This window comes from Faecalibacterium sp. OF04-11AC (genome assembly GCF_003460645.1).
In the GTDB taxonomy this organism is placed as follows: Bacteria; Bacillota; Clostridia; order Oscillospirales; family Ruminococcaceae; genus Faecalibacterium; species Faecalibacterium prausnitzii_I.
Genome location: NZ_QTVP01000001.1, coordinates 158860 through 182457 on the forward strand (window position 1 = coordinate 158860; position 23598 = coordinate 182457).

The 23598-nt window shown below is 50.4% G+C and carries 18 protein-coding genes; 16 read left to right on the forward strand and 2 right to left on the reverse strand.

What is annotated here, in order from left to right; translation table 11 throughout:
- Nucleotides 1-8: 8 nt before the first annotated feature.
- From DXA70_RS00770 to DXA70_RS00840, 16 genes are all read left to right on the forward strand, one after another.
- On the forward strand, nt 9-1961 hold the full coding sequence (locus DXA70_RS00770) for a C40 family peptidase (protein ID WP_128117285.1): 1953 nt from the start codon (nt 9-11) through the stop codon (nt 1959-1961).
- Between the two features lie 11 nt (nt 1962-1972).
- Complete coding sequence (locus tag DXA70_RS00775) at nt 1973-2245, forward strand: DUF4315 family protein (RefSeq protein WP_055187021.1); 273 nt, start codon at nt 1973-1975, stop codon at nt 2243-2245.
- Nucleotides 2229-2429, forward strand: coding sequence for a hypothetical protein (locus DXA70_RS00780; RefSeq protein WP_128117286.1), 201 nt, complete (start codon nt 2229-2231; stop codon nt 2427-2429). Before DXA70_RS00775 ends, DXA70_RS00780 begins: the two co-directional genes overlap by 17 nt.
- A gap of 11 nt (nt 2430-2440) precedes the next feature.
- Nucleotides 2441-2872, forward strand: a complete 432-nt coding sequence (locus tag DXA70_RS00785; RefSeq protein WP_243000908.1) for a CD1107 family mobile element protein — start codon at nt 2441-2443, stop codon at nt 2870-2872.
- 67 nt (nt 2873-2939) lie between these two features.
- Nucleotides 2940-4988, forward strand: coding sequence for a type IA DNA topoisomerase (gene topB / locus DXA70_RS00790; protein WP_128117288.1), 2049 nt, complete (start codon nt 2940-2942; stop codon nt 4986-4988).
- A 14-nt stretch (nt 4989-5002) separates the two neighbouring features.
- Nucleotides 5003-5368, forward strand: coding sequence for a hypothetical protein (locus tag DXA70_RS00795; protein WP_128117289.1), 366 nt, complete (start codon nt 5003-5005; stop codon nt 5366-5368).
- A 494-nt stretch (nt 5369-5862) separates the two neighbouring features.
- On the forward strand, nt 5863-6204 hold the full coding sequence (locus DXA70_RS00800) for a TnpV protein (RefSeq protein ID WP_128117290.1): 342 nt from the start codon (nt 5863-5865) through the stop codon (nt 6202-6204).
- A gap of 1799 nt (nt 6205-8003) precedes the next feature.
- Nucleotides 8004-9860, forward strand: a complete 1857-nt coding sequence (locus DXA70_RS15185) for an N-6 DNA methylase (RefSeq protein ID WP_347553451.1) — start codon at nt 8004-8006, stop codon at nt 9858-9860.
- A gap of 65 nt (nt 9861-9925) precedes the next feature.
- Nucleotides 9926-13747, forward strand: coding sequence for a DEAD/DEAH box helicase family protein (locus DXA70_RS00805; protein WP_347553447.1), 3822 nt, complete (start codon nt 9926-9928; stop codon nt 13745-13747).
- 64 nt (nt 13748-13811) lie between these two features.
- Nucleotides 13812-14273: an XF1762 family protein gene (locus DXA70_RS00810; protein WP_128117291.1), complete on the forward strand. Its 462-nt coding sequence runs from the start codon at nt 13812-13814 to the stop codon at nt 14271-14273.
- Entirely contained in the window at nt 14263-18303 is a 4041-nt protein-coding gene (locus DXA70_RS00815) for a DUF3849 domain-containing protein (RefSeq protein WP_128117292.1), read from the forward strand. Before DXA70_RS00810 ends, DXA70_RS00815 begins: the two co-directional genes overlap by 11 nt.
- Nucleotides 18300-18533: a transposon-transfer assisting family protein gene (locus tag DXA70_RS00820; RefSeq protein WP_128117293.1), complete on the forward strand. Its 234-nt coding sequence runs from the start codon at nt 18300-18302 to the stop codon at nt 18531-18533. The genes DXA70_RS00815 and DXA70_RS00820 overlap by 4 nt, the downstream gene beginning before the upstream one ends.
- Nucleotides 18530-19336, forward strand: coding sequence for a YodL domain-containing protein (locus DXA70_RS00825; RefSeq protein ID WP_128117294.1), 807 nt, complete (start codon nt 18530-18532; stop codon nt 19334-19336). Before DXA70_RS00820 ends, DXA70_RS00825 begins: the two co-directional genes overlap by 4 nt.
- A gap of 144 nt (nt 19337-19480) precedes the next feature.
- The gene (locus DXA70_RS00830; RefSeq protein WP_128117295.1) at nt 19481-19843 is read left to right on the forward strand and encodes a helix-turn-helix transcriptional regulator; all 363 of its coding nucleotides are present in this window, start codon (nt 19481-19483) and stop codon (nt 19841-19843) included.
- Nucleotides 19844-19923: 80 nt separating this feature from the next.
- Nucleotides 19924-20499, forward strand: a complete 576-nt coding sequence (locus DXA70_RS00835) for an ImmA/IrrE family metallo-endopeptidase (protein WP_243000910.1) — start codon at nt 19924-19926, stop codon at nt 20497-20499.
- A 132-nt stretch (nt 20500-20631) separates the two neighbouring features.
- Nucleotides 20632-21486: a hypothetical protein gene (locus DXA70_RS00840; protein ID WP_128117296.1), complete on the forward strand. Its 855-nt coding sequence runs from the start codon at nt 20632-20634 to the stop codon at nt 21484-21486.
- Nucleotides 21487-21552: 66 nt separating this feature from the next.
- Here DXA70_RS00840 and DXA70_RS00845 read toward each other — a convergent pair whose 3' ends face one another.
- Together DXA70_RS00845 and mobC are read right to left on the reverse strand one after the other, a co-directional pair.
- The gene (locus tag DXA70_RS00845) at nt 21553-23157 is read right to left on the reverse strand and encodes a relaxase/mobilization nuclease domain-containing protein (protein ID WP_128117297.1); all 1605 of its coding nucleotides are present in this window, start codon (nt 23155-23157) and stop codon (nt 21553-21555) included.
- Nucleotides 23129-23521, reverse strand: coding sequence for a plasmid mobilization relaxosome protein MobC (gene mobC / locus DXA70_RS00850; protein ID WP_158565114.1), 393 nt, complete (start codon nt 23519-23521; stop codon nt 23129-23131). The genes DXA70_RS00845 and mobC overlap by 29 nt, the downstream gene beginning before the upstream one ends.
- Between the last annotated feature and the right edge of the window lie 77 nt (nt 23522-23598).

The following is a 23598-nucleotide window of genomic DNA, read 5'->3' on the forward strand; positions in this document are numbered from 1 at the left end:
TCCAGAAAATGACCAAAGACGGTCTGGTGGATGAAAACCTCCGCACCGGGGAACAGAAGTCCGCAACCGCAGCAGAAAAGCCGGAGCAGGAAGATTCGGCAAAGGAAACTTCGGAAAAAGAAACAGATGAACAACCTATCGTGGAAGAAGAACGGTGCATGGATGCCGAGGACGAGGAGGATGTACCCCGGCATCACAGCACCGCCAAGCAGAGCGCAGACTATTATAAAGCCCATCAGGAGGATGGGAAGCCGAAGGATGCGCCTGCGGAAGCGAATGCAGAGCCGCCCACAAAGAAAGGCCGACTTTCTTTTGAGGATGAAAAAGGCGGCATTGTCCGTGGCATGGGGATGGGCGTTAAGAAGGTGGCCAAGAAAGGAGTGGATACCGCCACCGGGTTCGCCCATCAGAAAGTACATCAGGTAGAAAAGGACAATTCCGGCGTGGAAGCTGCTCACAAGTCGGAAGAAGCCGCCGAACGCCTGCACCACTTTGTCAAAGGCAGAAAAAAGCCCAAAGACAAATCTGCCAGAGCGGAGAAAAGAGGTGGCGAGGATCAGAAATCCAGCCGCCTGAAATTTTCCGAGAGCGAGGGTGGTACGGTGGAAAATGCAGCAGAACCGTCGCTGAAAAAGAAACAGCCCCAGCCACCGCCGACTGCCGCAGGAGGTGAATCAAAAACAGTCGGTGCGAAGTTTTACCAGAAAAAGCAGTATAAGGATGCCTATGCAGCCGCCAAGCGCGGCCAGAAAGCCGGAACTGCTGCCAGCAAGCAGGCAGCAGCGGCAACCAACACCATTACGGAGAAAGCGAAAGCGGCGGTGCAGGAGATCGTCGTGCAGCATAAAACTTTGTGGGTTGGTATTGGTGTGGGTATCCTGCTGGTGATGGTCATGCTGGGGGCCTTTTCAAGCTGTGGTGCAGCGATTCAGGGAACGGGCAGTACCTTTGTGGGAACGACCTACCCCAGCAAGGATGCTGACATGAAAGGCGCGGAAGAAGATTATCTGGAACTGGAAAAGGAACTGGATAAGCAGATCCGGCAGATGGAATCCACACATCCGGGCTATGATGAATACCGCTATCAGCTGGACGAGATCGGCCATGACCCGTATCAGCTGATTTCTCATTTGACGGCAGTTTATGAGCAGTTCACCAGAGGACAGGTCAAGCCTGTTATCAAGGAACTGTTCAAGCAGCAGTATCTCCTGAAAGTGTGGGAAACTATTGAGATTCGCACTCGCATGGAAATCAGAGTAGGGGTTCGGCCAACGATTGACGCTTTTGGAAATGTCAGCATGGAAACCTATACCTATCAGGAAGAAGTGGAGTATGAGTATAAAATCCTCAATATCCTGCTGAAAAATAAGGGTTTCGATACCATCGCGCGGAAGAATATGAACCGGAAGCAGACCGGGCGATACGATGCCTATAACCTGACCTACGGCAACCGCCCTGAACTGTTCGGCGCAGGATCACCGACTTACAGCGGCGGAACAACGGGCAGTATCGGCACAGGTGGTGGTGCTGGTGGCTCCGGCGGTGGCTTCAAGTACGACATTCCCTCGGAAGCCCTTTCGGATGAAAAGTTCGCAAGGATGATTGAGGAAGCCGAAAAATATCTCGGTATGCCGTATGTGTGGGGCGGAAGTTCCCCAAGCACCAGTTTTGACTGCTCCGGCTTCGTTTGCTGGGTCATCAATAACAGCGGCAATGGGTGGAGCGTTGGGCGTACAACAGCCAACGGCCTGCGCGGGAAATGCAGCTATGTTTCCCCTGCGGATGCACAGCCCGGTGACTTGATCTTCTTCGAGAAAACCTATAACACCGTTGGCGCATCGCACGTTGGAATCTATGTCGGCAATGGCATGATGATCCACTGCGGCGACCCCATTTCCTATACCAGCATCAATTCGACCTACTGGCAAAGCCACTTTTTAGGCTTTGGCCGTATCAACTGAGAGGAGGAACGATGGGCAAAAAATTACAGAAATATCTGGATGAAGCCGAAAAGACAGAACAGCAGATCGCGGAACTGGAAGAACGGCTGAGAACCATCCGGGCAGCACAGAAAAAGGAGGAGGACAGCGAGATCATCCGTGCCATCCGCAGCACCAAGATGGGCGGGCGCGAACTGCTGGCTTTGCTGGACAACATTCAGGCAGGCAATGTGACGTTCCTGACCGCTGTAAACAACGCTTCGGAGGAAGCAGAAACGGAGGAAGCGATTGAAAAAGATGCTTAAACGGCTGGGTGTTGTTATCCCCAGCACAATTCTGACCCTGCTGATGGCGGTGGGCTTTTCGACCCCGGCCTTTGCCTTTGTGGACACCACTGAGGTGACGGAGGAACCGACACAGGTGATTGAGGAGCAGAGCCGACGGAGGAAGAAAAGATTCCGTTTACCATCGCAGGCAACGGCGAGGTAGAGGACAATATCGTGGATGACCCCAGCAAGGAGTTCTTCACGGTCAAGACCAAGGGCGGCAACACATTCTTTCTGGTGATTGACCGGGCGCGGAACAGCGAAAACGTCTATATGCTCTCGATGATCGACGAGTACGATTTGCAGGAGTTTCTGGATGATGAAGAGCGGAACGGCCAGCAGGAAGAAGAAACGCCTGCGGTAATTCTGCCCGAAACCAAACCCGAACCTACCCCGGATGTGGAAATCGAAGAACCGAAAGAAGAATCGAGCGGCGGCATGAATAAGATTCTGCTGCTGGTGTTCGTGGCTGCGCTGGGCGGCGCAGGTGCTTTCTTCTACTTCTACATTTATAAGCCGAAGCCGAAAGAAGAAACGCCGCAGAGTGAAAATCTGGAAACCGACCAGAGCCTTGCGACTGTGAACGAGGACAGCCAGCAGGAGTAAAACCATGAGATAAGGGGGCAGGGGTAGTCGAAAGGCTATCCCTGCTTTTTTCAAAAAGGAGAAAGCGTTGAAATATCTGGTGATTGCAGAAAAACCGAGCGTATCGAAATCCATTGCAAAAGTGATCGGTGCATATCGGCAGGAGGACGGGTATCTGGAAGGTGGGGATTGCGTGGTAAGCTGGTGTCTGGGGCATTTGGCAGAGTATGCAGCCCCGGAACACTACGATGAACGCTATGAAAGCTGGCGTTTTGAGGATTTGCCGATTCTCCCTGTTGAGTGGAAACTGCTGGTACACAATACAAAGAAGCCGCAGTTCAATGTCCTGCGCAAACTGCTCCGCAGCAAGAAATTTGATTATGTGGTGAACGCCTGCGACGCAGGACGCGAGGGTGAAGCAATTTTCCGCCGTGTGTATGCTCTTTCCGGAAGTGAACTCCCCATCAAGCGGCTGTGGATCAGCAGCATGGAGGATGCTGCCATCCAGCAGGGCTTTGAAAACCTGAAAGATGGTGCGGCCTACGACAACCTGTTTGCAGCGTCCGAGTGTAGGGCAAAAGCAGACTGGCTGATCGGCATGAACGGAACCCGCGCTTTTACGAAAAAGTACGGCAGAAAACAGACCATTGGCCGGGTGCAGACCCCGACGCTGGCGATGCTGGCCGAACGGCAGGCCAAAATCCAGAACTTTGTAAAAGAACCCTATTACAAAGTGGAACTATCCGGTGCGGGTGTCGTGGCGGCATCGGAACAGATGACGCAGGAGCAGGATGCCGATACCATGCAGGCTGCTTGCGATGGGCAGTGCGCGGTGGTTGGCAGCATCGAACGCAAGAGGGTAGAAAAGAAGCCCCCGAAGCTGTATGACCTGACGACCTTACAACGAGAAGCAAACCGCTATTATGGCCTGACCGCCAGCCAGACCTTGCAGGTGTTGCAGGAACTGTATGAAGAAAAGCTGGTGACATATCCCAGAACGGACAGCCAGTTTGTGACCGAGGATATGAGAACGACAGTGGAATCTCTGGTGCTGGCCTTGGATGGCACGGCGGCAGACGTAAGCTGTGTTATCAACAACAGCAAGGTCACAGACCATCATGCGATCCTGCCGACCATGCAGAGCGCAAAGTGTAATAAGGAAAAGTTGTCCGAAACCAAACAGAAGATTCTTTCGCTTATCATCTGGAAACTGGTGCAGGCTGTGCAGCCGCCGTTCATCTATGAGGATGTGCTGGTAACCGTGTGCTGCCAGGGACAGAATTTTACAGCAAAGTATAAGGAAATTTTGCAGCCCGGTTATACTGCAAAACCTGTTCCGCTTGTGGAGCCGGAGAAGAACAAGGATGCGTCACTTCCGAACGATCTGGAACAGGGGATGGTTATTCCGGTGGTACGGGCAGAGAAAAAGCAGGGCTTTACTTCACCGCCGAAAGTCTACACCGAAGATACCCTGCTGTCGGCCATGGAAACAGCAGGCAACAAGGAATTTGAAAAGGACACTGAGAAGAAAGGTCTGGGGACCCCTGCAACGCGCGCTGCGATTTTGGAAAAGCTGGTATCCTCCGGCTATGTGCAGCGTAAAGGCAAGCAGATGATTCCCACGGAGGACGGTGTGGCCGCGATCCGCAATATCCCGGACTACCTGAAATCTGCCAGCATGACAGCCGAATGGGAAAATGACCTGCTGCGGATGGAGCGCGGCGAGATCAAGCCCTATGATTTTATGCAGGGCATCCACGGACTGATCGACAAGATGCTGGCTGACCTCCGGCAGATTCCTACCGTTGCGGCGGCTCCCCATCATAATAAGGTAAGCGTAGGAAACTGCCCGGTCTGTGGCAACCCTGTACATGAAAGTAAACTCAGCTTTTGTTGTGCAGACCGCAGCTGCAAATTTGCCCTCTGGAAAGAAAGCAGATACTTGTCCAACATGAGAAAGACGCTGGACAAGAAGATGGCGGTAGACCTTTTGAAGAAAGGCCGCACCCATGTAAAAGACTTTTATTCCGCGAAAAAAGATAAGACGTTTGCTGCTGACCTTGTGATGCGCATCGAAGATGGCCGCGCACAGTACAGCCTGGAATTTCCCAAAGCACCGATGAAAATGAAAACATAAAGGAGGTTTGACCCTTGCCACAGATTAACGATATTCGAGAATTGGCGCAGCAGAACGCCCGGTATGTCAGTAACTCGCCACAGGACTGGATGAGCTATCTGGATGTGGCGGCGCGGCTGTACCGCTATTCGTTCACCGATACGCTCCTGATCCACGCGCAGCGGCCCGATGCAACCGCCTGCGCAGAAATGGAACTCTGGAATCAGAAAATGAGCCGATGGGTCAACCGTGGCGCAAAAGGCATCGCGCTTCTGGATGATACCGGACCGCGTACCAAACTGCGGTATGTGTCGATATTGCTGACACCCATCTGGTGCGCGGCGGAAAAACACCGCTCTTATGGAATCTGGACAGCCACGAGCATGGGCAGATTATCCTAGACCATTTGGCAGATACCTACGGCCTGTCGCAGACAGACAGCATGAATACTGCCTGATGGAGCTGGCACAGCAGTTGACTGCCGACAATCTGGATGAAGCGATGGATGGTCTGGCTTATGAGGTGGAAGGCACTTTTCTGGAAGAACTGGACGAAGATAACATCCGTGTCCGCTTCCGGGAACTGATGACCAACAGTATTTTCTATACGCTTTCCCGCCGCTGCGGGCAGGAGCCTATGGATGCGCTGGACGATGATGACTTTATCCGCATTGTGGATTTCAACAAGCTGCCGGTGCTGTCGTTCCTTGGCAACGCGGTTTCCGAACAGTGCGAAGCGGTTCTTTTTGACATTGGCCGCGAGATGCGGAAAATTTACAAAAAAGAAATCACGCAGCAGCTTGAAAAATCCGTTGACAGCTTGTATAATACCAATACGGACTTTAGCACATTAAAGCGCGAAACCAAAGAAAACACGACCAAAGGAGGACAAGAAAATGGAGTTGACGTATTACCGCAAGGGAGATTATCTGTTCCCGAATCTGGCCGTGAAGGACGAGCCGCAGATTATCGGGAAGTACGGGATGCTGCGCAGGACGTACCTGAAAGAGAAACGCAAGAACTGGTATCAGAGTATGCTGATGAGCGGCAGACTGAACCAGCATCTGGCGCAGATCGAGGAAGCAGCGGAGAACCGGATGGAAACCCTGCTGGACAGCCTGAACGAGAAGTTTCCGGCACCGAGCAAGGAGAAGGACCCGCTGGCATGGGTGGCACACCAGAACAACCTGACGGCGATGGCAGAAGAGATCGTTTTGAAGGAATTGGTGTACAATTAACTGAACCGACAACAGAACAGGATTTGAGCGAAGCAGAGGAAGAAATTGCCTCTGCTTTTTCTTTTCCTGATTTGCCGACCGTGGAACAGCAGATTCGCGCCATTGAAGCACCGATCCAGGCGCGGTATGCGGATGAAATTGCACTTGATTCCGAAGTGGTCGATGAAATCCTGCGCACGGGCAGCAACCGCAGCAAAGGTCAGCTTCGTCTGATCTACAATTTTATGGTCGAGAAAACCCCGGAAGAATATACAGAGTTCGTGAAAAACGAATATGGTACGGGCGGCAAAGGCTTTGAAATTGGCGGTGCAAAGTATGCGGTCTGGTTCGATGATTTAGGGCTGCGTATTGCAGCAGGCAGCACGGCAAGGGGCGGTACGATTGCCAATGCGTTTTTATCCTGGGAGGATGTGAGCAACCGTATCCATGAACTGCTCCGGCAGGGCGAGTATGCGCCGCAGGCGGTTCTGGACGCTGCACGGCAGAATGCTTTGCAGGAACACGCGCAGACGTTGGCTTATATGGAACGTGACTTGGCCGATGGTGTTGCCGAAGCAGTGTTTCAGGATACAGAAATCTTCAGGGGTGGTTTCCCGGAACTGACAGACAGGCTGGCAGGCTTGCTTGATGATACGAATTTTCTGACTGACCTAAACGACAGATTATCTGCGCTGGGGGAAGCCTACGCCGAAGATAAAGACCTGATGCGGATGCACTTTTATAAGCCGGATAAGGTGGCGGCGCTGTTCCACCAGTTTGCAAAACCTTATCAGAACTACTCGGCGCGGGATGGCTTTCACTGGAATGAGTATAAGAAGTTCATCACGGAAGATGAAATCAATGCTTACTTCACACGGGGCAGCAATTATTCGGACAGTCGGCTGGCAATCTATTCGTTCTTCCTGAATCATGAGGACAAAAAAGAACGGGCTGACTTCCTGAAAGAGCATTACGGGATCGGCGGCAGCAGCCATGCACTCTGCGGGGCAGACGATTCTCACGAAGATCACGATGGCAGGGGCATTTCTTTGGAGCGTGGCTCATACGGGAACCCGGATGCAAGCGTTCATCTGAACTGGAATCAGGCCGCAGGCCGAATCGACCAGCTGATCCGTGACAGTGAGTATTTGAAGCCGACAGACTACTCCCAGATGCCTGCTTATGAGCGCGAGCGGATGGCAATGCGGGTGATGGGCTTCTATCATCACCTGCCGAACGAAGTGGAACGGCCTTATCCGCAAGACCTTTACCATGAAGATGGTCGAAAGGCTCTCGTCGAAAAGCTGGCAGACCCTGAACAAGCAACGGAACTTCTGGAGCAGATGGACACTGCACTGCTGTCTGTGCCGCTGGATTCCGAAGAATATGAGCGCAAGGCAGAATTCCTCTCTATCCTGCACCAGTATGTTGAGGGAACGTACACGATTTTCCCGGAAAAGAAGCAGGCTGTTGAGATTGCGGTTCCTGAGCAGGGGCAGATGTCCATGTTTGACTTCATGGAGCAGGAGCCGCAATCGAAAGAGCAGTCAATCGCCGCAGCGGTTGAGAAACCCCAAAAGGCAAAAGTCGTTGCGCGGTATCAGTCAACGGTGATGATGCAGGAGGGATATATCGAGGATATTGCAATTCTGCAATATTCCGATGGCAAGTTCTATAACCATTACAACTATGACGAAGAAACGGGAACAGGTACAGCAGAAACAGGGCCGTTTAACAGTCTGAATGATGCAAAGTCTGTCATTCGTCAAACGAGAGAAGATGCAGCGGAAGAAAAGGCTGTTGAGCCGACCTTGCAGCCCATGCCGCTGGATGCTGCCAACGAGTATAACGCTCTGAAAGAGCGTTACCCGGATGCTCTGGTCGGCTATGAGCAGTACGGTAACTTTGAGTTCTACGGCGAGGATGCAAAGCGCGTTTCAGAACTTCTTGGCAGCAAGCTGTTGGAAAAGGAAACCGCACTCGGCAAGGTTGAGGTATCTGGTTTTCCGCGTGAACAGTGGGCTTCACAGGCAATGAAGCTCTGGAAGCAGGGGGAGAGCGTCTATCTGTCCGGCCAGCAGGAAGATGGAACCCATGCGCAGACAAAGTATTTCCGTAAAGAGGAATACTTGCCTGTTAATACCCTCATTGAACTGGACGATAGAGAGTTCCGTGTGGATTCGGTCAACTTTGAGCAGGGAACGGTCAGCTTGCAGGACATGACCCTTGCGAAAGAAGCCCGGTATCCGATCTTCCGAACGGAACCACTGGAGTACATTCGGCATGTGTATGAACAGGCAGATGTACCGATGGAAGAAGCGGTGGAAATCACAGTCTTTACGGCTCTGCACAATGCTGGTGTGGCCTACGAGGATTTCTCCCCGGAGCAGATGGATGTGATCTATTCGGTGGCAGAAGCAGGCGGCGAGTTGGAAGAACTGCTGAATCCTGACTTCCCGCCAGAACAGATGCAGCTGATCGCAGATGTGCAGAACCGCACGGATGCCATCAGCCGTGCAGCAGCAGAGGAAGCCCTTGAACCGCTGACCCAGCAGCCTATGACCCCGGCAGAGGTCAACCATGCACGGCGGCAGCACAATCTTCCGCTGGACAGTGGAGCAGAAACAGAACAGCCTGCACAGCCCAAACAGAAACCTATGAACTTCCGCATTACGGACGATGATCTCGGCGCAGGAGGGCCGAAAACAAAGTATAAAGCCAATGTGGAAGCCATTCGGGTGCTGCAGACACTGGATGTAGAGCAGCGGCAGGCTACCGCAGAAGAGCAGGAGATACTTTCCCGGTATGTGGGATGGGGCGGCATTCCGCAGGCGTTCGATGAAAGCAATGCGGAGTGGTCGAAAGAGTATGCCGAACTACAGTCCCTGCTCACGGCAGATGAGTATAAGGAAGCCCGCGCCAGTACCCTGAATGCGTTTTACACTTCTCCTACGGTCATCAAGGCAATGTATGAAGCCCTGGGCAATATGGGATTGTCCAAAGGCAATGTGCTGGAACCGTCCTGTGGTGTCGGCAATTTCATGGGTCTGGTGCCGGACAGCATGGAGAAGATTCGGATGTATGGTGTGGAGCTGGACAGCATTTCGGGCCGCATTGCACAGCAGTTGTACCAGAAAAACAAGATTGCGGTGCAGGGCTTTGAAACAATGCAGTTCCCGGACAGTTTCTTCGACTGCGTTATTGGCAACGTACCCTTTGGTAATTACAAAGTGCCGGATAAGCGGTATGACCGCCACAATTTCCTCATCCACGATTATTTTATCGCCAAGAGTCTTGACTTTGTGCGTCCGGGTGGTGTGGTGGCGGTGGTAACATCCAGCGGTACGATGGATAAGAAAGATTCCTCTGTCCGTGAGTATCTTGCCAACCGTGCCGATCTGGTCGGTGCGATTCGTCTGCCGAACAATGCGTTCCAACGCAATGCCAACACGGGCGTGGTTGCTGACATTCTGTTCCTGCAGAAGCGTGACCGTGCAGCGGTGGAGCGGGCTGACTGGGTGGATCTCGGTGAAACACCGGAGGGCTATTCCATCAACCAGTATTTTGCAAAGCATCCTGAGATGGTGCTGGGCGAGATCACCACGGAAAGCACCCAGTACGGCAAGCAGGAACTACGGTTAAGCCCATCGAAGGCGCAGACCTTGCCAAGCAGTTAAAAGAGGCGGTCGGCAACATCCATGCCACCATCACGGAGCCGGAAATCTCCGACGATGAACTGGATGTGCAGGAGGAACCTATCCCGGCAGACCCCAGCGTGAAGAATTTCAGCTTTACGAACGTAGATGGGCAGATTTATTACCGCGAAAATTCCTTTATGAATAAGGTGGAACTGCCTGCCGTAACTGCAGAGCGAGTGCTGGGCATGATCGCTCTGCGAGAAACCACCCGAAAACTGTTGGATTGTCAGCTGCATGATGGTTCGGATGCGGAAGTACAGCTTTTGCAGAATGAACTGAAACAGCAGTACACCGCATTTAAGGCGCAGTATGGCCTAATCAACAGCACCGCCAACAAGCGGGCGTTCCGACAGGACAGCAGTTATTGTCTGCTGGCATCGCTGGAAATTCTGGATGAAGAGAAGAATCTCAAACGGCTTGCCGATATTTTTACAAAGCGCACCATCCGTAAGCCGGAGCCTGTTACCTCGGTGGACACGCCAAGCGAAGCCCTGGCACTTTCCATTGGAGAAAAAGCAAAGGTGGATGTGCCGTTTATGGTGCAGCTCTGCGGTAAACCGGAACACGAGATCACGGATGAACTGGCAGGTGCGATTTTCCGAAATCCTGTGACACAGCAGTGGGAAACCTCGGATGAATACCTGTCCGGCAATGTTCGTGAAAAACTAGCCACGGCAGAAACCTTTGCGGCGAACCATGCAGAGTACCAAATCAATGTGGATTACCTGAAACGGGTACAGCCCAAAGACCTGGACGCTTCGGAAATCGAAGTGCGGCTGGGTGCGAACTGGGTGAAGCCGGAGTATATCACGCAGTTTATGAAAGAAGTGTTCAAAACACCGAACTACTATGCCGGGATTGACATTAAGGCAACCTATTCCGAAATTTCTGGTGCATGGAACATTTCGGGCAAGTCGCTGGATCGCGGCAATCCGCTTGTTACCAATACCTACGGAACAATGCGGGTCAATGCCTATAAGCTGCTGGAAGATGCACTGAACCTCCGGGATACCAAAATCTACGATACGATTCACGATGCGGATGGAGATCACCGTGTACTGAATAAGCAGGAAACCATGCTTGCACAGCAGGCACAGGAATCTATTCGGGAAGCGTTTAAGCAGTGGATTTTCAAGGATTTAGACCGCCGTGAGGATTTGTGTGCGACCTATAATCGGATTTTCAATGCGATTCGTCCCCGTGAGTACGATGGCAGTCATATTCGTTTCGAGGGCATGACTCCGGAAATCTCTCTGATGCCGCACCAGAAAAATGCGGTAGCGCACATTCTGTACGGCAACAATACGCTGCTGGCGCATTGCGTGGGCGCAGGCAAGACCTTCCAGATGATTGCTGCCGGCATGGAGAGCCGCAGGCTGGGCCTATCGCAGAAAAATCTCTATGTGGTGCCGAACCACCTCACAGAGCAGTGGGGCGCAGATTTCCTGCGGCTCTATCCCAATGCCAATGTATTGGTGGCAACGAAAAAGGATTTTGAACCCAGCAATCGTAAGCAGTTCTGCTCCCGTATCGCAACCGGCGATTACGATGCCATCGTGATCGGTCATTCGCAGTTTGAGCGTGTGCCGCTCTCCCCGGAACGGCAGAAGGCTATTATCGAGCGTCAGATTGACGATATTACGCTGGCTCTGGCCGATGCCCGGAGTGAGGATAGCCGCAGTTTTACGGTCAAGCAGATGGAAAAAACAAAGAAAACGCTGGAAGCAAAGCTACAAAAGCTGAACGACCAGACGAGAAAGGATGATGTGGTTACATTTGAGGAACTGGGTGTTGACCGTCTGTTTGTGGACGAGTCACATTTCTATAAAAATATGTTCCTCTACACAAAAATGCGGAACATCGCAGGTATCGCCCAGACCGATGCACAGAAGTCCAGCGATATGTTTGCAAAGTGCCAGTATCTGGACGAACTGACAGGCGGCAAGGGCGTGACCTTTGCAACCGGAACCCCGGTCAGCAATTCGATGGTGGAGCTATACACCATTATGCGGTATCTCCAGTATGACACCCTGCAGAAGATGGGACTGAGCCACTTCGATGATTGGGCAGCATCCTTCGGTGAAACCGTCACGGCAATCGAACTTTCCCCGGAAGGAACCGGCTACCGTGCGAAAACACGTTTTGCCCGGTTCTTCAATCTGCCGGAGCTGATTTCTCTGTTCAAAGAATCCGCAGATGTGCAGACGGCGGACATGCTGAACCTACCTGTGCCGCAAGCAGAGTACATCAACGAAGTGCTGAAACCGAGCGAAACGCAGGAAGAAATGGTGAGTTCTTTTGCAGATCGCGCCGAGGCTGTACGCAACGGCAGCGTGAATCCGAAGTTCGATAACATGCTGAAGATCACCAACGATGGCAGAAAACTGGCACTCGACCAGCGGCTTATCAATGATATGCTGCCGGACGAGCCGGAAAGCAAGGTCAATCGCTGCGTGGACAATGCGTTCAAGGTCTGGGAAGAATCTGCGCCGGACAAGGGAACACAGTTGATTTTCTGCGACTTATCGACACCAAAAGCCGATGGCACATTCAATGTTTATGATGATGTGCGGGAGAAGCTGGTGGCGAGAGGTGTTCCTCGTGAGGAAGTGGCGTTCATTCACGAGTATAACACGGAAACCAAAAAGGCTGACCTGTTTGCAAAGGTGCGCGCTGGTCAGGTGCGTATTCTGATGGGGTCTACGCCGAAACTTGGCGCAGGAACCAATATTCAGGATCGGCTGATTGCCCTGCATCATCTGGATTGCCCGTGGAAACCCTCTGACCTGGAACAGCAGGAAGGACGTATTCTCCGGCAGGGAAACCGGAATAAGCAGGTGAAAATCTATCGTTACGTCACTGAAAATACGTTTGATTCGTACATGTGGCAGATTCTGGAAAACAAGCAGAAGTTCATTTCTCAGATCATGACGTCCAAATCTCCTGTCCGCGCCTGCGATGATGTAGATGACACTGCACTGTCCTATGCCGAAATCAAGGCACTGGCGACGGGCAATCCCTACATCAAGGAAAAGATGGATTTGGATATTCAGGTCAGCAAGCTCAAACTGCTGAAAGCCAATCACACCAGTCAGATTTATAGTCTGGAATCCGATATTGCGCGTCGCTATCCACGAGAAATTACTGCGGCAAAGGGTCAGATCGAAGCACTGAAAACGGATATGGAAGCGGCAAAACCGCTTCTGGCGCAGGATAAAGACCACTTCTCTATGGAAATCAGCGGCAAGGTATACACCGAACGCAAGGAAGCGGGCGCGGCCATTATCGAGGCTTGTAAGGCTTTGAAGGCGGCTGGTACCGAGGGCAGAATCGGCAGCTACGGTGCGTTTGAACTGCATTCCCGGTTTGACAACTTCGATAAGGTGTTCCGTTTGTCCATCAAGGGCGCATGGAACTATTCGATGGAAGTCGGCAAAGACCCGCTGGGTAATATCCTGCGCGTTACCAATGCACTGGCAGGCATCGAAAGAGCATTGCCGCAGGTGGAACGCAGACTGGAAAATCTGGAACAGCAGTTGGCGCAGGCAAAGGAAGAAGCCAAACGTCCTTTTGCACAGGAAGCGGAACTGACAGAAAAATCTGCGCGCCTTGCTGAATTGAACTCCCTGCTCAACATGGATGAAAAGGGTAGTGAGGATGCGCTGGGAGTGGATGAGGATGCAGCCGAAACCGAAGTCGCAGATAGGCCGCGCCAGCCTGTGAACTATGCAGGCCGTGTTGCAGAGCGCACTGCGGACAATGTGCGTAAACCCTCTGTGCTGGCACAGCTTCATGCAAAGCAGGCAGAGCGCAGCGCAGAATCCCAGAATCTTCCCAAGCGGAAAAGTCACAATATGGAACTGTAAATAGGATAACCCCGTTAGATCTCTGCAAGGAATCTAACGGGGCATTTTTGAAAAAGGAGGGCATTTGCTGACATTAACACCAATCAACCTGAAAACGGCAAACGCATTTGTGCAGCAGTATCACCGCCACCATAAACCGACGCAGGGGCATAAGTTTTCTATCGGCGTATCGGACAATGGTGCGCTGGTGGGCGTTGCTATCTGCGGCAGGCCAGTGGCGCGGCGGCTGGATGATGGCTATACGCTGGAAGTCAACCGCTTGTGTACGGATGGAACACCGAACGCCTGCAGCATTCTGTATGCGGCGGCATACCGCGCAGCACGGGCAATGGGCTACAACAAAGTGATCACCTACATTCTGGATACGGAAAATGGTGCATCCCTGAAAGCTGCCGGGTACACCTGTGAGGGCAGAGCTGGAGGATTGGAATGGAACGGCGCAAAAGCACCGAAACAGGCCAACCAGTATCCGCGCCAGATGAAAACACGATGGGTCAAGAAAAAGGAGGGCTTGCATGGCAGTTGACCGCAAACAGCAGATGAAAGAAATCACGGAACGGCTGGAGCAGGGCGTAAAGGATATTTTTACATCGGAAATGTACACGACGTACCTGCGCACGATGGCAAAATTCCACAATTACAGCTTCAACAATACGCTGTTGATCGCTATGCAGCGGCCTGATGCCACACTGGTGGCAGGGTTCAACGCATGGAAAAACAAGTTCAACCGCTACGTTAAAAAAGGCGAAAGGGGCATCCAGATCATTGCTCCGGCTCCCATTAAGGAGGTCGAGGAACGCGAGAAAATCGACAAGGATACGGGTCTTGCTGTGCTGAACGAAAACGGTGAGCCGGAAATGGAACGTGTGGAGTATGTGGTTCCGCGTTTCCGAGTGACGACGGTTTTTGATGTTTCACAGACCGATGGGGAACCGATTCCGTCGCTGGAAGTGAACGAACTGACCGCCAGCGTTAAAGACTATGCGCTGCTTACGGCGGCAATCGAGCAGGTATCGCCCGTGCCGATGCGGTTTGATGAAATCAAAGGGGATGCCAAAGGCTATTACAGTGATGCAGACAAAGAAATCTGCATTCAGGTCGGCATGGGCGAGAGCCAGACAGTCAAGACGATGATCCACGAGGTTGCTCATGCGATGCTGCATAACAGCGATTTCATGAAGAAGAACGGCGAGGAAAAAGACCGACTTACGAAAGAAACCGAAGCGGAAAGCATTGCATTTACGGTCTGCTCGGCTCTGGGCATTGATACGTCCGATTACTCTTTCCCGTATGTGGCAAGCTGGGCCAGCGGCAAGGAGATGAAGGAACTGAAAGATTCGATGGATACGATTCGATTGACCGCTGCCGACTTTCTGGAAAAGCTGGAAACGGCGGTGGCAGAAAGGAGTGCAGAGCGCATGACCGCGATGCAGTACGCGGAAAAGCTGATTGCCGACAAGGAGCAGGAAATAACGATTTTCGATGATGAGCAGCGAAATCTCATCGTGAATTTTGCTTTCAAGCTGGATGACCGGGCTGCAACGGAAGAATTGGTGAACGGTCTGGCGGCGGCACTGGCCGAGGATGACAAAGAAGAAGTCAACCGCCTGATGTACGATGCGCAGGAGAAAATCGAAAATCTCCCGGATGGGATGATTGGTCTTTCGGAAATGCACGACTATGGCTACCGGAAAGATGATGTGCTGCCGCTGACGAAAGAAGGCGCACGGGAATGGCATCGGCTTGGTGAGAGAATCTATCCGTTGTTCCGTGATGGTACGGCAGGTGATTATGTAAGCCAAGAGGAAATCGAGCTGCACGATGGCATTTTCGGCATTAAGGCTGACGCATGGGATGCGATTTTGTTAGAACAACGGGAAGATTATGCTGAGGACGAGTACGCGCGTCCAGACTTTCAGTTGACAGTAATAAACCGTGAACAGGCTCTGCGGCTGTATGACGAGGGAAAGCAGATTTATCTCGTCCGCGTCAGCCCGTGGCCGATTCTTGTCACGGCACGAGAGGAAATCGAGCGCGGAAGTGATACCTTCCAGATTGCAATAGCAGATTTGGAGCAGGAGCGGAACATGACAGAACAGGAAAATGTGCTGCTGTATGGCAACGAAAAGCAGTTCGGTATTTATCAGATCATAGAGCGTGACCCGGAACATAACTATCGTTTCATGGGGCTGGACTATGTGCAGAAGAAAGGCATGACGGTTTCCCGTGCAGATTATGACCTGATCTATGCCGCACCGCTTACGGACAAGGATACGCTAGATGGCATTTATGAACGATTCAATATTCAGCGTCCAGCAGACTTTACGGGGCATTCGCTGTCGGTCAGTGATGTGGTGGTGCTCAATGATGGCAGTACGGTCAAAGCCTACTATGTGGACAGTATTGGATTTGCTAAACTGCCGGAATTTTTTAAGGAAAGGAATATGGATTTGCAGAAAGAGAACCTTTTGAACGAAAAATTGCAGGAAATCGAAATCTTTGATAAGCCCGGTCTTTTCAGCAATGGCCGACTGCGGGATGAAGATGTGCCGGAGGGCTTATATCGCTATGATCTGCGCGGTTCGGACTATGACCCAGGCCAGCCCATTACAGTGGAGAAAACTGTGGTGGTGAACCATGCGGCATCTGTTCTGATGGCCGAAGAACTTGACCTTGGCGCAGAGGGACGGCTGGAACTGGGTGAGGAAGGACTGAACTTCACAGGCGCAGAGTTGACCGTGCGAGAGTTCATGGAGGAACAGCAGCAGAAAAACAATGCGCTGATCCATGGCGATTCCGACCACATCACAGTCGAGGGGCATATCGGTACATGGTACGCTATTGATGAAACGGAAATCGGTGGCGAAAAGTTCTTCCTGCTGGAACATGAGGAACACGGCGATATGGCGGCTTGTGTTGCAGTCAATGAGCAGGGCAAGCTGGTGGCAGAGGATTTATGGAATGGCTTCGATGAAGATTTTCAGGAGGCCGTGCAGAAATATCTCTCTGAAAAATGGAATATGCCGAAAAAAGAAAATGTGGTAGCAGAGATCATTGAAAAGGCTGCGCCTGTGCCGGACAACAGCGCACAGGATTATTCGGATGTGCCTGTCTACTATGAGCCGTTCAGCTATGCCAAAGAAAATGACGAGGTGGATTTATACCGCACCTCCTATCGGCTGAACAGTGAGTGCAAGCAGGCAATCCAAGAAGCGATTGCGGATAATTATGACGGGATGTACCTTGGCGATGGTGCAGTCGATCAGGTGGTGCGGCAGTACGGCATGGAGCGTGTGGGCTACATTCTGGCGAACACGCTGCATCATAAAAGTTGCGATGGCCGCTTTTCTCCTGGCAATAAGAAATGGGCAGAGCAGGTCAGCACCCCGGAGCATAATGCAGACCGCATGACCTTCCGCACGGATTGGGTGGTTGACAGCCATCCGGCAATTCTGGATGGCTTTGCAACGATGTTCCGGGAAGAACTGGATGCACAGAAAGAACTGGAACAGGAGCGGCCTTTCGTAAAGCAGTTCTATGTGGTCGAAAATTTGCAGGCCGCGCCTTTGAAAATTGAGCGGTTCGGAAATCTCGACGATGCAATGTCGCAGTATCAGGCACTTCCGCACCATTGCATGAAAGCCTTGGGCGTGGAGAAGAATCCTGATCCTCTGCCGGGTTCGCTGGATATTTTGCAGTGCAGGAACGGCATTGACACCATTGTGGAGGACTACAAAACGGTTCCGGGCTGGGATAACCCGTATATCCAGAATCATGTTGTCCAGCCGTTGCAGGGGGCCTTAGCCGTGCAGGATGTGGAACTGGCCTACGAATTGCCGGATGCCTATTTCCATATCCAGACCTGTGAGGATGGTTTCGACTATACCTTATATAATAAGGACTTCACGGAGCGGGATGGCGGTGTCCTTGAAACGGACGGAGATAAGTCTGTGCAGGAGGCTATGACGGAGTTGCTGGCAGCGTTTAGCTGCGATGCGGCAGAGGGTAAAGTCATGGACGCGGCAGAACTGCGGGAACAGGCTGATACGGTGGCTGAACAGCAGGCAGAAGTTTTGAAAGAAAAACTCGCCGCAGAAAGACCTGCGCCGGAAGAAACGCTCAGCTTTTATGTTGCGGAGTGTTTGGAGTTCACGTTTGCTGGAGAGTTCCACGACCATCTGACAATGGAAGAAGCATTGGAAGCCTACGACAAGATTCCGTCCGAACGGATGAATGCCGACAAGTGCATTGGATTCTGCATCGAGGAAGATGGCGGCTTTGTTGGAATGTATGAGCTGGTCGTGAACGATAAAGTGCAGCGCGAGAACATCAACTCCATCAACTATTTCAGGGATGATAAGCTGGTGCAGCAGGCGATCTCCGATATGGAAAAACTGATGGCGGCACGGCAGCAGAGTAAGGAGCAGGAACGCAGCAACACGAAAAAGTCTGTTCTGGATGCCCTGCGCAGTCTGAAAGCCAAGAAACAGGAGCAGCCTGAACAGGATCAGCCTAAACCGCAGAAAAGCAAAAAGAGGGGAGATATTGAGTTATGAGCAATGTGCGTTTTGATGAACTGGAATTGATGCTGATGGCGATGTTTGAGCAGCCGACACTCAAAGACACGATTCAGGTGTTGACGGAGATCCAGCCGCTTGTGGCAGAGGATGCAGAGATGGCTGCGCTTGTCCAGCAGACCATCCCGAAGATGCAGCAGTTGAATGAGCAGCAGTTTAAGGGGCTGGAACTGGAATGGCATAGGCCGGAGGATGATGCAGGAGAATGAGTTCAGATATATTTGTGATTTACCAGATCGACAATTCTGAGAAAAATCGTGAGTATCGCTGCCGCAGTTATGCGTATCAGATTGAGCATGGCTTTATGATAACCGCAGATAATTATGGTACGGGCTATTCTGGTACGGCTACGCGAGGAATGGGCGCGGAAGCGATTCGTAAAAAGATGGAAAGCATTAACCCGGACAAATTCAAAATTAGAAAATTTGGGGTCAGTGATGTCATCGGATTGACTGCGGCAGGCAAAACATCTTTTTTCTATGTTGATAAGGATAGGTTGGTGAGATTCAACGGCTTTTTCCCAAAGCCCCAGAGTGGCACATACCTGATTCTTGATGAGGGCGGCTATCAGGTGGCAGGACAAAAAGGCACATGGCTGGTATCGGATGAAGTGGAGGTCGATGGTCAGCGGTTTGTTCAGATGAGAAGTGAACAAACAAATAATCCGCCGCCGAGTATTATTCTTCACGAGAGCGGAGCCTTTGTGACGCAGACAGCTTTAGGTTTCGATGGAGAAGCTACCAGAAAGATACGCGCTTTCTTGCAAGACCCAAAGCCTGAACTGTTGCACCACCAAAAATTCTTTGAAAACGGCACAGCTGAACGTGCAAAGGAATCCGGCACAGAGCAAAACTACAATATGATAGATGGCTGCGTCAATAATATGCCGAAAAAGCCCCGGCGCATCGGTGGTAGGTGGTCGGTGCTTGATCGGCTGCATATTAAGCAGGCCGAGCGGCGACAAAAAGACAATGCACCGCAGCAGGAGCAGGAAAGAAGTCGAAAAAGTTAAAATGCCGTAATGTCGTTGAGATGGCTTCCCCCAAAAGGAGGCCATCTTTTTTGCGTTAGAGTCGTAATGTAAAAACTTTTTTACATTACGATTGATTTCACGAAGCTGATGGTATATAATAATAGCAGAAGGGAGAGATGAAAAATGCGTTTTGATGAACTTTTTGAAATGAGAAAACTGACAGGAACAAAATTAAAGGACTATATTCGCAGCAATGGATTCTCAAAAGTATCGTTCTGCAAGAAAACAGAGATTTCTCGCCCTACTTTAGATAAGATTTTGAATGGCGAGATAGATAGCAAAAGCACGTTCGATAAGCACTTGAACAAGATTCTTACCAGTTTGAGCATTGACCCGGATACTTTGATGGGATTTTCACCGAGAGTGCAAAGTGTAGATGCCGTGTACTCGCAGAATGCGCCGATTGATTATCAGATGAATGATAAGGCAAAAATGGAGTACGATCTGTTGCAGGATATTCTAAACCTTTGCAGTGTTTATTATTAAAGGCGGAAGGCTATGAGTGAGCGAATTACAGCAGCAACTTAGATGAAGTTATCAAAAGGAACGAAGTTATCGAGGAACAGATGAAGCAGAGTGCTTCGCTTATCTGGTCAAAATACAATCCGATGCAGATAAATTCTCCGATACAGTTGGCGTTACAGATTTTAAGACCATATGGTTTGATACAGCTGCCGATTGATAATCGCTATTTAAGCGGAGCAATTTTTGTTCGGGATGGAAAACGAATCCCCTTGATAAATACGGCACTTCCGAGAGCAAATCAGTATTTTACGGCATGGCATGAAATTTATCATCTATTGTTTGATGAAGTTTCTTTTGACCATTTAATTGAATCCGAAATCCTGATGGAAGAACGAAAAGCAGAATACTTTGCTGCGCTTATGCTTCTGGGAAACCTTATGCCGTACTTTGAGGGCTTAAAGGATATGGAGTTCCAAGCAAAAGCGTTTCAGTGCATGAACGCTTTCCAAGCTCCCTATAAGGCGGTGCTGATTTCTCTGTATGAAAGTGCAGTAAAGAATGGGAACACGGCTATTGTGGAAGAAGTTAAGGAAAACTTTGATGTGCAGGTTGAAGATATTGCACAGAGATTCCGCGATTTGGGATTGGATGATTCCCTTGTACGGCCTCGTATGTAGTAAATGTAAGTCCGCTACAAGAGAAAATCAATAAGACGATTCGCAATGAGCCGGAAGTGGAATACCATAAAGACAATGAAGCATTTCTAAAAACGGTTTTAAGTGAATTTAAAATGCTGACGGGAGAGGCCGATGCTTAATATACCAGAGTATAAAGAATATGCTGGGGAAACCAAAATAGCACTTATGGATAACTCATCACTGGCATTTATGCACGAGTTGAGCCAGAGAAGTTATCCATCTGATGGAATCCTCAGCGTATACGATTTGATTCTGATACCAAAGTGGGTAATGGAGGAAATTGAGGATTCTACATACAGAAGCACCTATGTTGAGCAGCTTCAGGCACAAGGGTATCCTATTCGTTGGATTGATGAAACAAAGTACGGTGCTTTTGTCAATGATGAAGATGTGAACCTGTACTACATCGTTGAAGCTGCGGTATCGCGTGTGTCAGAGTTGATGCGCTTCCTTCGCAGAAAAGTAAAAACCGAAGATCTGATTGATTTGCCTTCCGCAGAGGAATGGATGAACCGGCTGTACGATGAATGGCCGATTCATGGAAGAACGCTGTCAACGGGTCGCACTCTTAAAAAGAATGCGGGAGAAATCTCGTTGACGATCCTTGCTGAAATATTCGCGTGGTATCATGATGGAGTGGACAGCCTGACAATCTATACGCAGGATACGGATGCGCATGAGTTCCAAACGAATGCAGAGCGCATTTTAACGGGAAATTCTGAATTTACTCCTGCACTGGATTCTCCGATTTCGGTGGCATTTAAGTCAAATGACTTTATTTTGTGTCAGATGTATCGTGAGGGAGCCTTGACTTTGGATGCGGTGCGGCAGCTTCGCCACGATGATAGAAAATTGACTTATACACGGCAGCAAGCGGATAAGTCGATTATTTGCCGCAAAGAAGTTATAACGAAAGAGCAGTTCATTGATTTGATTCAGGATGCGACAGTTCAAATCCTGTTCTAAGAGTAATATGGTAGAAAAGGGTCAGCCCTGGTCTTTCGCAGGAAAGACCAGGGCTGGCTTTTTGTTTTATAGAGAGTGTTCGTTCTTTCGGGATTGCTGCTGTTCGCGCCGTGCTTCTCGTTCTGTTCCCAGAATGTTATCTACATTGGCACATACAGTCTGGAGTTCCCTGTGGTAATCTTTGAAATAGTGGTAGGTGTCATACTGGGCATCTTTCTGAATGGTAAGCTGCTCCTTTTCAGCCCGGAGGTCTTTCATGGTCGGGAACCTTCCATCTGGGGAGTGCTGCTTTAGGATGCGGAGGGCTTCTTCATATTTGGCAATATCCTCTGCATGAGCCTGACGGAAAGATTTCTTATTGCCGGATTTCAAGAAATCACCATAGACTGATTTTGTAGAAAGATACTGGCCTAAATAACGAATCTGCTCATTGACTTTTTTCAATTTTGCTTCGGTGAATTTGGCATCACTTCGGGCTTTTGCCATTTTAGATTGAATGGCGTCAGTGGTATCGGAGAGTTTTTCGTAAGAATCGTATCCATGTTCCTGCACATAAGCGACTGTTCGTGCCATCTGCTGCAAATTGGAAATCTTGACTTTCTGCGCATAGGCGCGGCTCTGCTGTGCTTTTACGCAGGTCTGCAAGTCAACCACAAGGCGCAGGTCAGACTTAATGAACAAAATAGCCATAGGATCATCTGCTGCCCAATGAGGATTGTTCCGTTCTTTGTTCCGCGCATTTTCTGCAAAAATGCGGAGAAGCCTGTCGCGGTCATAATTAGAACCGAGAGCGCGGGCAGAAATAAATTTCTGCCGGTCAGCAGGAAGATAGCTGAATCGTCCACGATGGTCTTTTACCAAAATTCCGTATTCCGCTTTTAATAACCGTTGAAATTCCTCAAAAGATGTGGCACGTTCCGCAATGTCAGAAATGGCATTGCGGAATTTTTCTTTGTTTGTTTCAAAGGTAGTGTGCATGGGGGTGATGCCATCGCCCAGAAGTTCCATGTTTGCAATGTCCAGATTCAGCTGCCCACGCCGCTGCGCATGGTACTCCTGCTGTGTGATTTTATCCGCAGCAGGGGAGAGCAGATCGACCTGATGTAGCCCTTCGCGCTGGCAAATATCCATCAAAGATTTTTGCAGGTGCTTCAAATAGTCTTTGGTAAGGTGGTGCTTGTATCCAGCCTTGCAGTCGATTGGCCGTTCGGTGTAGGTCTGAGGCTCTATATCGGATTTGCGCAGGCTGTTGATTATGATGTGGGTGTGGATGTTGCCTGTTCCGTTATTGCCATCTGTATGGGTGCAGACCAAAGCCTGATGCCCCGGAAAATTAGCTTTTGCGTATTCCAGCCCGATGGCCTGTGCACGTTCTCCTGTTAAATCGTGGTCGGCGTTATCTCTGGGGTCATGGCTGATAATGTAGTGGTGGCTTTTGATTTCATCATAGGTGTTGTTCTTATGGTACTGCTGGTTTAACAGTTCACATTCAAGGTCGAAGGTTTCGGGATTGCAGTTCAAACCGTCAAGATAAAATTCTTCCCGAAGCAGCATATTCCCGCTTTCATCCAGAACGGGAACCAGATGAAACTCATCGTGCTGGTATTTGAGATAGTCGATGGCACTCCCATAATTGGCATTTTTACTTGCGATGTGTTTTAGAATTGCCACGATACACACCTCCAAGCTGAACGATTTCCTGCCGCAATTCACGGATTTCCGCAATGCACTTTTTCAGTTCTTCCAACATTCCGCGTGATGCCAGACCGCCGCCGTGGAAATAGCGGGCAATCTGGTTGAGATTATTTCCAATGCCTGCGGCCTGCACCGTCAAATTCTGAATCTCGCCAAGATCGGCAACGATATTATAGTTGACTTCCAGCTTTTCGCGGAGAGCCTGTTTGCGTACAAAAGTACCAATCGGGTATCCGGCATCTTTAGCGTATCCGGCCACCAGCTCATATTCCAATTCTGTGAAACGGATGTAAACTCGCTTTCCCCTATGAAGAGATTTCTCTTTCTTTGGTCGAGCCATAGCATAATCCTCCTGCATTTTATAGTTGCAGAACAACTCCCGATAAGCCGTAGGCGTTCGGCTGCGAACACATTTAT

What these genes read in the sequence shown, in the direction of transcription:
- DXA70_RS00770 (WP_128117285.1), top strand. Translation starts at nt 9, where the DNA reads ATGACCAAAGACGGTCTGGTGGATGAAAACCTCCGCACCGGGGAACAG.
- DXA70_RS00775 (WP_055187021.1), top strand. Translation starts at nt 1,973, where the DNA reads ATGGGCAAAAAATTACAGAAATATCTGGATGAAGCCGAAAAGACAGAA.
- DXA70_RS00800 (WP_128117290.1), top strand. Translation starts at nt 5,863, where the DNA reads ATGGAGTTGACGTATTACCGCAAGGGAGATTATCTGTTCCCGAATCTG.
- DXA70_RS15185 (WP_347553451.1), top strand. Translation starts at nt 8,004, where the DNA reads ATGCCGCTGGATGCTGCCAACGAGTATAACGCTCTGAAAGAGCGTTAC.
- DXA70_RS00815 (WP_128117292.1), top strand. Translation starts at nt 14,263, where the DNA reads ATGGCAGTTGACCGCAAACAGCAGATGAAAGAAATCACGGAACGGCTG.
- DXA70_RS00820 (WP_128117293.1), top strand. Translation starts at nt 18,300, where the DNA reads ATGAGCAATGTGCGTTTTGATGAACTGGAATTGATGCTGATGGCGATG.
- DXA70_RS00825 (WP_128117294.1), top strand. Translation starts at nt 18,530, where the DNA reads ATGAGTTCAGATATATTTGTGATTTACCAGATCGACAATTCTGAGAAA.
- DXA70_RS00830 (WP_128117295.1), top strand. Translation starts at nt 19,481, where the DNA reads ATGCGTTTTGATGAACTTTTTGAAATGAGAAAACTGACAGGAACAAAA.
- DXA70_RS00835 (WP_243000910.1), top strand. Translation starts at nt 19,924, where the DNA reads ATGAAGCAGAGTGCTTCGCTTATCTGGTCAAAATACAATCCGATGCAG.
- DXA70_RS00840 (WP_128117296.1), top strand. Translation starts at nt 20,632, where the DNA reads ATGCTTAATATACCAGAGTATAAAGAATATGCTGGGGAAACCAAAATA.
- mobC (WP_158565114.1), bottom strand. Translation starts at nt 23,521, where the DNA reads ATGGCTCGACCAAAGAAAGAGAAATCTCTTCATAGGGGAAAGCGAGTT.